Source organism: Mycobacterium szulgai, assembly GCF_002116635.1.
GTDB lineage: Bacteria > Actinomycetota > Actinomycetes > Mycobacteriales > Mycobacteriaceae > Mycobacterium > Mycobacterium szulgai.
Genome location: NZ_LQPW01000106.1, coordinates 17,420 through 32,435, shown reverse-complemented (window position 1 = coordinate 32,435; position 15,016 = coordinate 17,420). Strand labels below are relative to the sequence as shown.

The window sequence follows — 15,016 nt, the reverse complement described above, 5'->3', positions numbered from 1 at the left end:
CGCTTACCGACAAAGGCCGCGTCCTGTACCGCTCCTGGATGAGTGACAACCTGCGCTGGGATGCTTTGCAATTGCGCGACGGCGACATCGTCATCTCCGCCCCTCCCAAATGCGGCACCACCTGGACGCAGCGGCTGGTGTCGCTGCTCGTTTTCGACGGGCCGCAATTGCCGGGGCCGTTGCATCTGGTGTCGCCGTGGCTGGATCTGACGGCACAGCCCGTCGAGCACGTCGTGGCCGCGCTAAGCGCACAGCGGCACCGGCGGTTCATCAAGACCCACACGCCGCTGGACGGTCTGCCGCTGGATGACCGCGTCACCTACATCGGGGTGGGTCGCGATCCGCGCGACGCGGCGATGTCGATGCTGGCCGAGCACGACCGGATGCGCGCACTGCGCGAGGCCACCGGACCCGAGGGCGAACCTTGGCCGCCCATTCGCCGTGACTTCGGCGGCGAATTCGGTCCGCTCGAAGTGCTGCGCATCTGGATGGAAGGGCCGGTCACCCCCACCGAGGGGATCGCGTCGCTGGCCACCATCCTGCATCACTTCGACTCGTTCTGGTCCCGCCGCGAACTACCCAACGTAGCCCTGTTCCACTATGCCGACTACCAGGCCGATCTGGCCGGAGAGCTGATGCGCCTGGCTGTGGTCCTCGGCGTGGAGCTCGGGCCCGACCGGGCCGCCGAGCTCGCCGAGCACGCCACCCTGGCGGCGATGCGCTCGCAGTCCGCCCAGCTCGCGCCGCGCGCCACAGCCGGCCTGCATCCCAAAGACGTTCGGCGCGAAGACGATCCGTTCTTCCGGACGGGCGGGCGCGGACGGTGGCCGGAGATCTTCACCGAGGCCGAGCATCGGCGCTACCCCGAGCGTGCGGCCGAAATCGCCGAACAGCTCGGCGGTCCCGAGCTGGTCGCCTGGGCCCACCAGGGCCGCCGGGGGGCGCCATGGTGACCACCAGCCGGACCACCAGTCGAACGCTGTATCGCACCTGGATCAGCGATAACCTGCGCTGGGACGCGCTGCAGTTGCGCGCGGGCGACATCGTCATCTCCGCGCCGTCGAAGTGTGGTGTGACCCTGACCCAGCGGCTGATCTCGCTGCTCGTCTTCGACGGGCCGCAGCTGCCGGGGCCGCTGTCGGCGGTGTCGCCGTGGCTCGACCGCACCGCGCGGCCCATCGAGGAGGTCGTCGCCGCCCTCAACGCCCAGCGCCATCGACGGTTCATCAAGACCCACACGCCGCTGGACGGCCTGGTCCTCGACGAGCGGGTCACCTACATCGGAGTGGGTCGCGATCCGCGCGACGCCGCGATGTCGGAATTGTTCCAGTGGGACAACATGAATGACACCATCCTCGATCGGCGGCTACAGGGTGGCCGGCTGGATGACCCCAGCCCGGTCCGCGCCTTTCAGGCCTGGATGGAGGGGCCCATCATGCCGCCCGAGATTCCGGGCACGCCGCCACCGTTCCTGGGGCCCCGCGGCGGGCCGGCGCCCCCACCCCCCGCTCGGCAGATGGGCTCACTGGCCAACATCCTGCACCACTTCCACACCATCTGGTCCCGTCGGCAGCTGCCCAACGTGGCGATGTTCCACTACACCGACTACCGTAGCGATCTGGTGGTCGAAATCATCCGTCTCGCAGGGGTTCTCGGCTTAGACGTCGGCCGCGGCCGCGCCGCCGAGCTGGCGCAGCACGCCACCCTCGACGCGATGCGGGCACGCGCCGCCGATCTGGCACCCGACTCCGCCGAAGGGGTCTGGCGGAGCAACGAGCGCTTCTTTCGGGCCGGCGGCAGCGGCGAATGGCGGGACTTCTTCGACGAGCGTGTCTACCGGCGCTACTACGACCGCATCAACCAGCTCGCCACGCCGGACCTACTGGCGTGGGCGCACGAGGGCCGCCGCGGTCTGGACCCCGCCTAGTCGCGACGCTGCGCGCGCACGTTCCAGAACGCCATCTCCACCTCGGTGCCGTCCACCTCGCGGCGCACCGTGACGGGCTCGAGCGACGTGATGTCCCAGCCGGCGCCGCCGAACACTTCGCGCAAAGTCTGCTCGGATACCGACGGACGCGGCCACTCCTCGTTCGGCGGGTTGGCGTCGGAGAAGCAGCTGAGCAGCAGAGTGGCACCCGGCCGGGTGGCGCGGTGTACCGCGGCGGCGTAGCTGCACTTGCCGTCGTCGTCGAGGCAATGAAACATGCCGCTGTCGATCACGGTGTCGAACGCGCCGGTGTAACCCTCGAGTTTGGTGGAGTCGGCCACCGCGAACGTCACCTCGGCTCCGGCGTCCTTGGCGCGGCGTTCAGCGGTGATCAGCGCGGTCGGGGAGATGTCGAGACCGGTCACCCGGTGTCCTTGCTTGGCCAGGTAGACCGCGTTGTCGCCGAGCCCGCAGCCGATGTCCAGCACGTCACCGCTGACCCAGCCGTTGGATTGCCAGCTGATGACACTCTCCTTGGGCGCCTTGGTATCCCATGGTGGTGTGGCTACCGCGGGACGGCCTTCGCCCGGGCTTTCACCGCGGTAGAGGGCGTCGAAGTCAATGCGCTGGGGGGAGCTGGGGCCTGTCATTTCCGTCAGGGTAGTCCGGTCCGTCAGGGTAGTAGGGGCTGCGTCGAGACTGCGTCCGCAGTACCGCTGACGGGCCTTGGACTAGCGCTGAACCCAGTCTCGACGCCATGCGGTCATCGGGGCTGGGCCGTGTTAGGCTGCCCCGCAGTCGACATCCTTTAACGATCCGTCCAGAGAGGCGGAGAAGGAGGTCAAGCTCTCGCATGGGTGCTGGATCGCGAGAATTGATGTCAGCGGCCGACGTCGGTCGCACCGTTTCCCGTATGGCGCACCAGATCATCGAAAAAACCGCGCTGGACAATCCTGATTCGCCGCGCGTGGTGTTGCTGGGTATCCCGACCCGCGGCGTGATTCTGGCCAGCCGCCTGGCCACCAATATCGGCGAATACAGCGGAATCGAAGTGGGCCACGGCGCCCTGGACATCACCCTGTACCGCGACGACCTGATGATCAAGCCGCCGCGCCCGCTGGCCGAGACGACCATCCCGCCTGGGGGCATCGATGACGCGCTGGTGATCCTCGTCGACGACGTGCTCTACTCCGGCCGGTCGGTGCGCTCCGCTCTGGACGCGCTGCGCGATGTGGGTCGTCCGCGGGCGATTCAGTTGGCTGTGCTGGTCGACCGCGGCCATCGGGAACTGCCGGTGCGCGCTGACTATGTCGGCAAGAACGTGCCCACGTCCCGCAGCGAGAGCGTGCACGTGCAGCTGCGCGAGTCCGACGGCCGCGATGCCGTGATGATCGACCGCGGAGGTGCGTCGTGACCAGACACCTGCTGGCCGCCGGTGACCTGTCCCGCGATGACGCCACGGCGATCCTCGACGACGCCGACCGCTTCGCCGAGGCGCTGGTGGGCCGCGAGATCAAGAAACTGCCCACGCTGCGCGGGCGCACCGTGATCACCATGTTCTACGAGAACTCCACCCGCACCCGGGTTTCGTTCGAAGTGGCCGGCAAGTGGATGAGCGCCGACGTCGTCAATGTCAGTGCCGCGGGCTCCTCGGTGGGCAAGGGGGAGTCGCTGCGCGATACCGCGCTGACGTTGCGGGCGGCCGGCGCCGACGCGCTGATCATTCGCCATCCCGCATCCGGTGCCGCCCAGCTGCTGGCCGACTGGACTGGCTCGTTTGCAGACAACGACTCCGGCCCGTCTGTGATCAACGCCGGTGACGGCACCCACGAGCACCCGACCCAGGCGCTGCTGGACGCGCTGACCATCCGGCAGCGCCTCGGCGGCATCGACGGCCGGCGGGTCGTCATCGTCGGCGATGTCCTGCACAGCCGGGTGGCCCGGTCCAATGTGATGCTGCTGCACACGCTGGGCGCCGAGGTGGTGCTGGTGGCGCCGCCGACCCTGCTCCCCGTCGGGGTGGACGGCTGGCCGGTGACAGTGTCCAACGACTTCGATGCCGAACTGCCCGCGGCCGATGCAGTGCTCATGTTGCGGGTCCAGGCCGAGCGGATGAACGGAGGCTTTTTCCCGTCGGTGCGCGAGTACTCGTCGCTGTACGGCTTGTCCGCCCGGCGCCAGGCGCTGCTGCCCGGTCACGCCGTGGTGCTGCACCCGGGGCCGATGCTGCGTGGCATGGAGATCTCCTCCTCGGTAGCCGACTCCTCGCAATCGGCTGTGCTGCAACAGGTTTCCAACGGAGTGCACGTGCGCATGGCGGTGCTGTTCCATGTACTGGTCGGTGCGGAAGAGGTGGCAGCGTGAGCGTGCTGATCCGCGGTGTGCGGTTGTACGGCGAAGGGGACCGGGTCGATGTCCTCGCCGATGATGGTCAGATCGCCGACATCGGGCCCGGGCTCGACATTCCCGATACGGCCGACGTCATCGATGCCACCGGTCACGTGCTGCTGCCCGGCTTCGTCGACCTGCACACTCACCTGCGCGAGCCCGGCCGCGAATACGCCGAAGACATCGAAACAGGTTCGGCGGCAGCGGCTTTGGGTGGCTACACCGCGGTGTTCGCGATGGCCAACACCAACCCGGTCGCTGACAGCCCGGTGGTCACCGACCACGTCTGGCACCGCGGTCAGCAGGTCGGCCTGGTCGACGTGCACCCGGTCGGTGCGGTCACCGTCGGGCTGGCCGGAGTCGAGCTGACCGAGATGGGAATGATGCACGCCGGTGCCGCACAGGTGCGCATGTTCTCCGACGACGGCAGCTGCGTGCACGATCCGCTGGTGATGCGCCGGGCCCTGGAATACGCCACCGGCCTGGGCGTGCTGATCGCCCAGCACGCCGAGGAACCCAGGCTTACCGTCGGCGCCGTGGCGCACGAGGGGCCGACGGCGGCACGGCTGGGCCTTTCGGGATGGCCCAGGGCCGCCGAGGAATCCATCGTCGCCCGCGACGCCTTGCTGGCCCGCGACGCCGGCGCCCGCGTGCACATCTGCCACGCCTCCACCGCCGGTACCGTTGAGATTCTGAAATGGGCTAAGGCGCAAGGCATTTCGATCACCGCCGAGGTCACGCCGCATCACCTTTTGCTCGACGACAGCAGACTGGCCAGTTACAACGGGGTGAATCGGGTGAACCCGCCGCTGCGCGAAGCCGCCGACGCGACGGCGCTGCGGCAGGCGCTCGCCGACGGGGTGATCGACTGTGTGGCCACCGACCATGCTCCGCACGCCGAGCACGAGAAGTGCGTCGAGTTCGCTGCGGCCCGGCCCGGCATGCTGGGGCTGCAGACGGCGTTGTCGGTGGTAGTCCAGACGATGGTGACACCGGGCCTGTTGAGCTGGCGTGATGTGGCGCGGGTGATGAGCGAGAACCCGGCGCGCATCGTCGGCCTGCCCGACCAGGGCCGTCTGCTGGAAGTGGGGGAGCCGGCCAACCTCACCGTGGTGGACCCCGACGCGACGTGGACGGTCAGCGGAACCGAGCTGGCCAGCAGGTCGGCCAACACCCCATTCGAGTCGATGACGCTGCCGGCGAAGGTGACCGCCACTCTGCTGCGCGGAAAGATCACTGCTCGGGACGGGAAGAGCCCGGTATGAACCGCGCCGGCGACGATGAACAGGGCACTGCGATCGCGGACAGCAGGGAGGAGCGGCGCACATGAACTCCGGCACGCTGTTGGGATCGCTGATCTTCGCGGCGGTGCTGGTAGTGGTGATCGCGGTGGTGATCCAGTTGATGATGCGGGGCTGGCGGCGCAAGGCGCAGCGGCAGCACGAGGTGATCGGCACGCTGCCCGATGTGCCCGAAACCCTGGGCTCGGCCAGTGTCACGACTCGCGGAATCTATTGCGGCTGCACACTGGCGCCGGAGTGGAACGACCGCGTCACCACGGGGGATCTCGGCTACCGCAGCAAGGCGGTGCTGACCCGCTATCCCGAGGGAATCATGATGCAGCGCATCCGCGCCCGCCCGATTTGGATTCCGCGGGAATCGATTTCGGCGATCCGCATGGAGCGCGGCATCGCAGGCAAGGTGGTGGCCCGGCACGGGATCTTGGCGATCCGCTGGCGGTTGCCGTCAGACATCGAGATCGACACCGGGTTTCGCGCGAACAACCGCGACGATTACTCAGACTGGTTACAGGAGGCTGCGTGACTAGGAGTGGCGCCATGTCCAAAGCCCTGCTGGTACTCGAGGACGGCCGCGTCTTCACCGGAAAGCCGTTCGGCCACATCGGCCAGACGCTCGGGGAAGCCGTGTTCTCCACCGGCATGTCCGGCTACCAGGAGACACTGACCGACCCCAGCTATCACCGCCAGATCGTGGTGGCCACGGCGCCGCAGATCGGCAACACCGGCTGGAACGACGAGGACGCCGAGAGCCGCAGCGACAAGATCTGGGTCGCCGGCTATGCGGTGCGCGACCCGTCGCCGCGCGCCTCCAACTGGCGGGCCACCGGCACGCTGGAGGACGAGCTCGTGCGACAGCACATCGTCGGGATCGCCGGCATCGACACCCGGGCCGTAGTACGCCATCTGCGCAGTCGCGGCTCGATGAAGGCCGGGGTGTTCTCCGGGGCGGCGCTGGCAGAGCCGGGCGAACTCGTCGAGCGGGTATGCGCCCAGCAACCGATGCTGGGTGCTGACCTCGCCGGCGAGGTCAGCACCGACGACGTCTACGTCGTCGAACCCGAAGGGCAACCCGGTGTTTCGAGGTTTGTCGTCGCCGCTCTGGACCTCGGCATCAAGACCAACACCCCGCGCAACTTCGCCCAGCGCGGCATCCGCACCCACGTCCTGCCGGCGTCGGCCACCTTCGACCAGATCGCCGACCTCAAGCCCGATGGGGTTTTCCTGTCCAATGGCCCGGGGGACCCGGCTACCGCCGACCACGTCGTGGCGCTCACCCGAGAGGTGCTGGGCGCCGGAATCCCGTTGTTCGGCGTCTGTTTCGGCAATCAGATACTGGGCCGGGCACTGGGCTTGTCGACGTACAAGATGGTGTTCGGTCACCGCGGGATCAACATCCCCGTCATCGACCACGCCACCGGCCGTGTCGCGGTGACCGCGCAGAACCACGGCTTCGCGCTGGAGGGGGAGGCGGGACAGTCCTTCGACACACCGTTCGGCCCGGCCGTGGTCAGCCACACCTGCGCCAACGACGGGGTGGTCGAAGGCGTCAAACTCAGAGACGGGCGGGCGTTTTCGGTGCAATACCATCCGGAGGCCGCCGCGGGCCCGCACGATGCCAATTACCTGTTCGACCAGTTTGTCGACCTGATGGAAGGAAGCCGCTAGTGCCCCGGCGGACTGACCTCAACCACGTGCTGGTGATTGGCTCCGGGCCGATCGTCATCGGCCAGGCCTGCGAGTTCGACTACTCCGGCACCCAGGCGTGCCGGGTGCTACGCGCCGAGGGGCTCCAGGTCAGCCTGGTCAACTCCAACCCGGCGACGATCATGACCGACCCGGAGTACGCCGACCACACCTACGTCGAGCCCATCACGCCGGCCTTCGTCGAGCGGGTGATCGCCCAGCAGGCCGAGCGCGGCAACAAGATCGACGCCCTGCTGGCTACCCTGGGCGGTCAGACCGCACTCAACACCGCCGTCGCACTGTACGAGAACGGTACGCTGGAGAAATACGGCGTGGAGCTCATCGGCGCCGATTTCGAGGCCATCCAGCGCGGTGAGGACCGGCAACGGTTCAAGGACATCGTCGCCAAGGTCGGCGGTGAATCCGCGCGCAGCCGAGTGTGTTTCACCATGGACGAGGTCCGCGAGACGGTCAAAGAGCTGGGCCTGCCGGTGGTGGTGCGACCGAGCTTCACTATGGGCGGCCTCGGCTCGGGCATGGCGCACTCCGCCGAAGAGGTGGACCGGATAGCCGGCGCCGGGCTGGCGGCGAGCCCCAGCGCCAATGTGCTGATCGAGGAATCGATCTACGGCTGGAAGGAATTCGAGCTCGAGCTGATGCGCGACGGCAACGACAACGTGGTGGTGGTCTGCTCGATCGAGAACGTCGACCCGATGGGCGTGCACACCGGCGACTCGGTCACCGTGGCACCGGCCATGACGCTGACCGACCGGGAATACCAGCGGATGCGGGACCTGGGCATCGCGATCCTGCGCGAAGTCGGGGTGGACACCGGCGGCTGCAACATCCAGTTCGCGGTCAACCCGAAAGACGGCCGGCTGATCGTCATCGAGATGAACCCGCGGGTGTCGCGGTCCAGCGCGCTGGCGTCCAAGGCCACCGGCTTCCCGATCGCCAAGATCGCCGCCAAGCTCGCTGTCGGGTACACCCTGGACGAGATCCTCAACGACATCACCAAGGAGACGCCGGCCTGCTTCGAGCCCACTCTGGACTATGTCGTGGTCAAGGCGCCACGGTTCGCGTTCGAGAAATTCCCCGGCGCCGATCCGACCCTGACCACCACGATGAAGTCCGTCGGCGAGGCAATGTCGCTGGGCCGCAACTTCATCGAATCGCTCGGCAAAGTGATGCGATCGCTGGAGACCACCCGCGCCGGGTTCTGGACTGCCGCCGATCCGGACGGCGGCGTCGAGGCTACCCTCGCCCGGCTGCGCACCCCCACCGAAGGCCGGCTCTACGACATCGAGCTGGCGCTGCGGCAGGGCGCCCCGGTGGAACAGGTCGCCGAGGCCAGTGGTGTCGACCCCTGGTTCGTCGCGCAGATCAACGAGCTGATCGAACTGCGCTCCGATCTCGTCGACGCGCCCGTGCTGGACGCCGACCTGCTGCGGCAGGCCAAGAACAGTGGCCTGTCCGACCGCCAGATCGCCGCGCTGCGACCGGAACTGGCCGGCGAAGCCGGGGTGCGCTCGCTGCGCGAGCGCCTTGGCATCCACCCGGTGTACAAGACGGTGGACACCTGCGCGGCCGAATTCGAAGCCAAGACGCCGTATCACTACAGCAGCTACGAACTCGACCCGGCCGCCGAGACCGAGGTAGCGCCGCAGACCGAGAAGCCCAAGGTGCTGATCCTGGGCTCCGGACCCAACCGGATCGGTCAGGGCATCGAATTCGACTACAGCTGTGTGCATGCCGCAACCACGTTGTCGGAAGCCGGTTTTGAGACCGTCATGGTCAACTGCAATCCGGAGACGGTGTCCACCGACTACGACACCGCCGACCGGCTCTACTTCGAGCCGCTGACGTTCGAAGACGTCCTCGAGGTCTACCGGGCCGAAGCGGAGTCCGCGGCCGGTGGCCCCGGTGTCGTCGGGGTCATCGTGCAGCTGGGCGGCCAGACGCCGCTCGGGCTGGCGCAACGCCTGGCCGACGCCGGGGTTCCGATCGTCGGCACCCCGCCCGAAGCGATCGACCTGGCCGAAGACCGCGGCGCCTTCGGCGACCTGCTGAACAACGCCGGACTGCCGGCCCCCAAGTACGGCACCGCAACGACTTTCGCGCAAGCGCGCCGAATCGCCGACGAGATCGGCTATCCGGTTCTGGTGCGGCCCTCCTACGTCTTGGGCGGCCGGGGCATGGAAATCGTCTACGACGAGGAGACGCTGAAGGGCTACATCACCCGCGCCGCCCTGCTCTCGCCCGAGCACCCGGTACTCGTCGACCGCTTCCTTGAAGACGCGGTCGAAATCGATGTGGACGCGCTGTGCGACGGCGCCGAGGTCTACCTCGGCGGGATCATGGAGCATATCGAGGAGGCCGGCATCCATTCCGGTGACTCGGCCTGCGCGCTGCCGCCGGTTACCTTGGGCCGCAGCGACATCGAGAAGGTGCGCAAGGCCACCGAGGCGATCGCACACGGAATCGGCGTGGTGGGTCTGCTCAATGTGCAGTACGCACTCAAGGACGACGTGCTCTACGTCTTGGAGGCCAACCCTCGCGCCAGCCGCACGGTGCCCTTCGTCTCCAAAGCCACGGCGATCCCGCTGGCTAAGGCATGTTCACGGATCATGTTGGGCGCCACTATTTCTCAGCTTCGTGCCGAAGGGATGCTGGCGGCTTCCGGAGATGGTGCGGACGCCGCGCCGCAGGCCCCGATCGCGGTCAAGGAAGCGGTGTTGCCCTTCCACCGGTTCCGCCGCGCCGACGGGGCGGCCATCGACTCGCTGCTCGGTCCGGAGATGAAATCGACCGGCGAAGTCATGGGCATCGACCGGGATTTCGGCAGTGCCTTCGCCAAGAGCCAGACCGCCGCGTATGGGTCGCTGCCGGCGCGCGGGACCGTGTTCGTGTCGGTGGCCAACCGGGACAAGCGGTCGCTGGTGTTCCCGGTTAAGCGGCTGGCAGATCTGGGCTTCCGGGTGCTCGCCACCGAAGGGACCGCAGAAATGTTGCGCCGCAACGGAATTCCGTGCGATGAGGTGCGCAAGCATTTCGAGTCCCCACAGCACGGCCGTCCGGCGATGTCCGCGGTCGACGCGATCCGGGCCGGCGAGGTCGACATGGTGATCAACACCCCCTACGGCAATTCCGGGCCGCGCATCGACGGCTACGAGATCCGTTCGGCCGCGGTATTGGTCAACATTCCCTGCGTCACGACGGTGCAGGGCGCTTCGGCTGCCGTGCAGGGCATCGAAGCTGGAATTCGCGGCGATATCGGGGTGCGCTCGCTACAGGAACTGCACCGCGCGATCGGCGCGACCGGGCCGGGGAGTGCCGGGCAGTGACCACGTTCGGCGTGCGGCTGGCCGAGGCGAAGGCAAGCCGGGGGCCGCTGTGTCTGGGCATCGATCCACATCCCGAACTGCTGCGGGCCTGGGACCTGCCGGCCACCGCCGACGGGCTGACCGCTTTCTGCGACATCTGCGTCGAGGCGTACGCCGGCTTCGCGGTGGTCAAACCACAGGTCGCGTTTTTCGAGGCGTATGGCGCGGCCGGATTCGTGGTGCTGGAGCGCACTATTGCGGCCCTGCGTGACAACAGGGTGTTGGTGCTGGCCGACGCCAAGCGTGGCGACATCGGGTCGACGATGGCCGCCTATGCCAACGCCTGGGCCGGCGACTCGCCGCTGGCTGCCGACGCCGTGACCGCTTCGCCCTATCTGGGGTTCGGTTCGCTGCGGCCGCTGCTGGAAGTGGCCGCGGCACGCGACCGGGGGGTATTCGTGCTGGCAGCGACCTCCAACCCGGAGGGAAAGACCGTGCAGGGCGCCGACGCCGACGGCCGCACCGTGGCCCAGCTGATCGTCGACCACGTCGCGGCAATCAACGGGTCGGCACCGCAAGAGCCCGGATCGGTCGGGGTGGTGGTGGGTGCGACGGTTTTCAAGGCGCCGGATCTGAGCGCCTTGGGCGGACCGGTTCTGGTGCCTGGGCTGGGCGTGCAGGGCGGGCGGCCGGACCAGCTGGCCGGCCTGGGCGGCGCGCCACCGGGCCTGTTGTTGCCCGCGGTGTCGCGCGAAGTGCTGCGGGCCGGCCCCAACGTGACGCAACTGCGGGTGGCGGGCGAACGGATGCGCGACGCCGTCGCCTACCTTCAGTCGGCGTAGTCGCCGGCGGTTTCGACGATCACGGTGGTGGCCTTGACGACGGCCACGGCGACGCTGCCGGGCTGCAGTTTCAACTCCTCGGCCGCGTCGGTGCTCATCAGCGACACCACGGTGAAGGGGCCGCACTGCATCTCCACCTGAGTCATCACCTTGTCGCTGATCACCCGGGTGACCAACCCGACGAAGCGGTTGCGGGCCGAACGGGCCACCCCCAGCGGATCCGGCGGCGGAGCCGGGGCGTTGTTGCGCGAGAACTCGGCCAGCACTTCGCTGTCGATGACCTTGCGGCCCGAAGAGTCGTTGCTGACCGGCAAAGCGCCTTGCTGGATCCATCGGCGGACGGTGTCGTCGCTGACTCCCAGCAGCTCAGCCGCCTGACGGATCCGCAGATTCGGCACGGGCTGGATCCTAGCTGCGTAACCGGCACGCACGAAGCCGGGCGCGACACGCGCGACCTGCTAGGAAAATCATTCTCCGGTGCGCTGCGAGCTGCCGATGTCTGCCTGAAGCGGGGCAAGCCCTTGCATCACCGCAGCCCGCCAATCGTGCGCCTAACCGAAAAACCGCAGCTAGATAGCCATATCTGCGGCCGAAAGCTGGTCATCACGGCTTCGATCGGACGGCCCGTCGGGCCGGTGTCAGGGGCGCCGAGGCGGCCGCGAACAGGTGGCTCTAGCGGCGCCCACGGCGGGTCCATGCTGGACAAATGTCCCCCAAACCGGGGGGTCGGGTTAGATTTCGTCAGGAAGCGTGAGTACGGTCGTCTGCGCTGGCTGGAGTACCCGGCCGAAGACAAACAAATATCGATGGTTATCGATGAGATACGGAGGAATCGTGGCCCTTCCCCAGTTGACCGACGAGCAGCGCGCGGCCGCGTTGGAGAAGGCTGCTGCCGCACGTCGAGCACGAGCAGAACTCAAGGACAGGCTCAAGCGTGGCGGCACCAACCTCACCCAGGTGCTCAAGGACGCCGAGAGCGACGAAGTTCTGGGCAAGATGAAGGTGTCTGCGCTGCTCGAGGCATTGCCGAAGGTGGGCAAGGTCAAGGCGCAGGAAATCATGACCGAGCTGGAGATCGCACCGACCCGTCGCCTGCGTGGCCTCGGTGACCGGCAGCGCAAGGCCCTGCTGGAAAAGTTCGGCTCCGCCTGATCCCCACCGGCCGACAATGCAGGCCGCCAGGCCTGAGGAGGCCGGCAATCCAGCCCTCGCCGACGGGGGACCGGGCACGGGACGTGTGGTCGTGTTGTCCGGTCCCTCCGCGGTCGGCAAGTCAACAGTGGTCCGGTGTCTGCGAGAGCGGATCCCGAACCTGCATTTCAGTGTTTCAGCAACGACGCGAGCGCCGCGGCCCGGTGAGGTCGACGGCGTCGATTACCACTTCGTCAGTCCGGCCCGGTTCCAGCAGCTGATCGACCAGGGTGAGCTGCTGGAATGGGCCGAGATCCATGGTGGTCTGCACCGGTCGGGCACGCTGGCCGAGCCAGTGCGCAAGGCCACCGCAGCCGGGGTTCCGGTGCTCATCGAGGTCGATCTGGCCGGCGCCAGGGCCGTCAAAAGGGCCATGCCGGAGGTCGTCACGGTGTTCCTGGCGCCGCCCAGCTGGGAGGACCTGGAGGCCAGGCTGGTGGGCCGCGGCACCGAAACGCCGGAGGTGATTCGACGCCGATTGGACACCGCACGCGTGGAAATGGCCGCCCAGGGCGACTTCGACGAGGTCGTGGTGAACAGTCGATTAGAGTCTGCGTGCGCCGAATTGGTATCCTTGCTGGTGAAAACCTCGCCGAACCCGGCGTAACTCCAAACCTTCTAAGCCGCTGTGCGCAGCCAGGAGAAATTCTGAAGTGACTATTCCGCAGTCCGACGCGTCGTTGGCCGCCGTTTCTGCCGTCGATCAATTCGATCCGTCGTCAGGGGGCGCGGGCGCCTACGACACCCCGCTGGGCATCACCAACCCGCCCATCGACGAATTGCTGGACCGTGTCTCGAGCAAGTACGCCCTGGTCATCTACGCCGCCAAGCGGGCCCGGCAGATCAACGACTATTACAACCAACTCGGCGAAGGCATCCTCGAGTACGTCGGCCCCCTGGTGGAGCCCGGCTTGCAGGAGAAGCCGCTGTCCATCGCGATGCGCGAGATCCACGCCGACCTGCTCGAACACACCGAGGGCGAGTAACAGGCAGGGCCGGGCGCGCTGTGGACAGCAACCGGATCCCCAAAAGGGTTATCGTCGGCGTCTCCGGAGGGATCGCGGCCTACAAGGCCTGCACGGTCGTCCGTCAGCTTGCCGAGGCAGGCCATCGCGTCCGGGTAATCCCCACCGAATCCGCGCTGCGTTTCGTCGGCGCCGCCACCTTCGAGGCCCTTTCGGGTGAGCCGGTGCGCACCGGCGTTTTCGAAGACGTCCCCGAAGTGCCACACGTTCGCCTCGGCCAGCAGGCCGACCTGGTAGTGGTGGCTCCGGCCACCGCGGACCTACTTGCCCGCGCCGTGGCCGGTCGCGCCGACGACCTGCTGACCGGCACGCTGCTCACGGCGCGGTGTCCGATCATGTTCGCCCCGGCCATGCACACCGAGATGTGGCTGCATCCGGCCACCGTCGACAACGTCGCCACCTTGCGCCGCCGCGGTGCGGTGGTCCTCGAGCCCGCGTCCGGGCGGCTCACCGGTACCGACAGCGGAGCCGGCCGGCTGCCGGAGGCCGAGGAGATCACGACGTTGGCCCACTTGCTGCTGGAACGCCAAGACGCGCTGCCCTACGACTTGGCCGGCCGCAAGGTGCTGGTGACGGCGGGTGGCACGCGCGAGGCGATCGACCCGGTGCGCTTCATCGGCAACCGCAGTTCGGGCAAGCAGGGCTACGCGGTAGCGCGAGTTGCTGCCCAGCGCGGCGCTGAGGTCACGCTGATCGCCGGGCACACCGCGGGCCTCATCGACCCGGCCGGCGTCAATGTGGTGCACGTCAGCTCCGCCCAGCAGCTTGCTGATGCGGTTTCCAAACACGCCCCCGATGCGAATGTCTTGGTGATGGCCGCGGCGGTCGCCGACTTCCGGCCCACGCAGGTTGCCACCGCCAAGATTAAAAAAGGCGAGCAGGGACCACCCACCATCGAGCTGGTGCGCAACGAGGACGTGCTGGCCGACGCGGTCCAGGCCCGGGCCCACGGCCAGCTGCCGAACATGGCGGCCATCGTCGGTTTTGCGGCCGAGACCGGCGACGCCAACGGTGACGTGCTGTTTCACGCCCGGGCAAAGCTGCAACGCAAGGGCTGCGACCTGCTCGTCGTCAACGCCGTCGGCGACGGCCGGGCGTTCGAGGTGGACAGCAACGACGGCTGGCTGCTGGCGTCCGACGGAACCGAATCGGCGCTGCAACACGGTTCGAAAACGCTGATGGCGAGCCGTATTGTGGACGCAATCGTCACGTTCTTGGAGGGTGGGGGCGGGTAGCGGATCGGCGAGCCCCGGTCTGTGCGGCTCCTGGATAGGTGCTGGACGATCCCTTGCTCGACTGGACGCGAGGAAATTGTTGCCCGAGGATATAATTCGGC

15 protein-coding genes are annotated in these 15,016 nt (G+C 67.7%); 13 read left to right on the top strand and 2 right to left on the bottom strand.

Going from position 1 to position 15,016, the window contains the following annotated elements:
* Positions 1-38: 38 nt before the first annotated feature.
* Positions 39-953: a sulfotransferase domain-containing protein gene (locus AWC27_RS15050; protein WP_139837020.1), complete on the top strand. Its 915-nt coding sequence runs from the start codon at positions 39-41 to the stop codon at positions 951-953.
* Positions 947-1,927, top strand: coding sequence for a sulfotransferase domain-containing protein (locus tag AWC27_RS15045; RefSeq protein WP_085671212.1), 981 nt, complete (start codon positions 947-949; stop codon positions 1,925-1,927). The genes AWC27_RS15050 and AWC27_RS15045 overlap by 7 nt, the downstream gene beginning before the upstream one ends.
* On the opposite strand, the gene AWC27_RS15040 is transcribed toward AWC27_RS15045, so the two are convergent.
* Entirely contained in the window at positions 1,924-2,577 is a 654-nt protein-coding gene (locus AWC27_RS15040; protein ID WP_085671211.1) for a class I SAM-dependent methyltransferase, read from the bottom strand. The genes AWC27_RS15045 and AWC27_RS15040 overlap by 4 nt on opposite strands.
* A gap of 203 nt (positions 2,578-2,780) precedes the next feature.
* Here AWC27_RS15040 and pyrR point away from each other — a divergent pair, with 203 nt between their 5' ends.
* The 7 genes from pyrR (at position 2,781) to pyrF (ending at position 11,464) form a co-directional block, all read left to right on the top strand.
* The gene (gene pyrR / locus AWC27_RS15035) at positions 2,781-3,341 is read left to right on the top strand and encodes a bifunctional pyr operon transcriptional regulator/uracil phosphoribosyltransferase PyrR (protein WP_085671210.1); all 561 of its coding nucleotides are present in this window, start codon (positions 2,781-2,783) and stop codon (positions 3,339-3,341) included.
* The gene (locus AWC27_RS15030) at positions 3,338-4,291 is read left to right on the top strand and encodes an aspartate carbamoyltransferase catalytic subunit (protein ID WP_085671209.1); all 954 of its coding nucleotides are present in this window, start codon (positions 3,338-3,340) and stop codon (positions 4,289-4,291) included. The genes pyrR and AWC27_RS15030 overlap by 4 nt, the downstream gene beginning before the upstream one ends.
* Complete coding sequence (locus tag AWC27_RS15025; RefSeq protein WP_085671208.1) at positions 4,288-5,580, top strand: dihydroorotase; 1,293 nt, start codon at positions 4,288-4,290, stop codon at positions 5,578-5,580. The genes AWC27_RS15030 and AWC27_RS15025 overlap by 4 nt, the downstream gene beginning before the upstream one ends.
* 61 nt (positions 5,581-5,641) lie before the next feature.
* Positions 5,642-6,139 carry a PH-like domain-containing protein gene (locus tag AWC27_RS15020; protein WP_085671207.1) on the top strand — a complete coding sequence of 166 codons (498 nt, stop codon included), beginning with the start codon at positions 5,642-5,644 and terminating at the stop codon, positions 6,137-6,139.
* A 14-nt stretch (positions 6,140-6,153) separates the two neighbouring features.
* Positions 6,154-7,281 carry a glutamine-hydrolyzing carbamoyl-phosphate synthase small subunit gene (gene carA / locus AWC27_RS15015; RefSeq protein WP_085671206.1) on the top strand — a complete coding sequence of 376 codons (1,128 nt, stop codon included), beginning with the start codon at positions 6,154-6,156 and terminating at the stop codon, positions 7,279-7,281.
* Positions 7,281-10,643 carry a carbamoyl-phosphate synthase large subunit gene (carB, locus tag AWC27_RS15010; protein WP_085671205.1) on the top strand — a complete coding sequence of 1,121 codons (3,363 nt, stop codon included), beginning with the start codon at positions 7,281-7,283 and terminating at the stop codon, positions 10,641-10,643. Before carA ends, carB begins: the two co-directional genes overlap by 1 nt.
* Entirely contained in the window at positions 10,640-11,464 is an 825-nt protein-coding gene (pyrF, locus tag AWC27_RS15005) for an orotidine-5'-phosphate decarboxylase (protein ID WP_085671204.1), read from the top strand. The genes carB and pyrF overlap by 4 nt, the downstream gene beginning before the upstream one ends.
* Here the strand turns inward: pyrF and AWC27_RS15000 are convergent.
* On the bottom strand, positions 11,452-11,862 hold the full coding sequence (locus tag AWC27_RS15000; RefSeq protein WP_085671203.1) for a TOBE domain-containing protein: 411 nt from the start codon (positions 11,860-11,862) through the stop codon (positions 11,452-11,454). The genes pyrF and AWC27_RS15000 overlap by 13 nt on opposite strands.
* Before the next feature lie 436 nt (positions 11,863-12,298).
* Between AWC27_RS15000 and mihF the strand changes: the two genes are divergently transcribed.
* From mihF to coaBC, 4 genes are read left to right on the top strand one after another with little or no spacing between them, the layout of a single operon-like run.
* Positions 12,299-12,616 carry an integration host factor, actinobacterial type gene (gene mihF / locus AWC27_RS14995; RefSeq protein ID WP_003407240.1) on the top strand — a complete coding sequence of 106 codons (318 nt, stop codon included), beginning with the start codon at positions 12,299-12,301 and terminating at the stop codon, positions 12,614-12,616.
* A gap of 16 nt (positions 12,617-12,632) precedes the next feature.
* Positions 12,633-13,262: a guanylate kinase gene (gmk, locus tag AWC27_RS14990; protein WP_139837015.1), complete on the top strand. Its 630-nt coding sequence runs from the start codon at positions 12,633-12,635 to the stop codon at positions 13,260-13,262.
* Positions 13,263-13,308: 46 nt separating this feature from the next.
* On the top strand, positions 13,309-13,641 hold the full coding sequence (rpoZ, locus tag AWC27_RS14985) for a DNA-directed RNA polymerase subunit omega (protein ID WP_083114000.1): 333 nt from the start codon (positions 13,309-13,311) through the stop codon (positions 13,639-13,641).
* Positions 13,642-13,661: 20 nt separating this feature from the next.
* The gene (gene coaBC, locus AWC27_RS14980; protein WP_085671202.1) at positions 13,662-14,915 is read left to right on the top strand and encodes a bifunctional phosphopantothenoylcysteine decarboxylase/phosphopantothenate--cysteine ligase CoaBC; all 1,254 of its coding nucleotides are present in this window, start codon (positions 13,662-13,664) and stop codon (positions 14,913-14,915) included.
* Positions 14,916-15,016 lie beyond the last annotated feature (101 nt).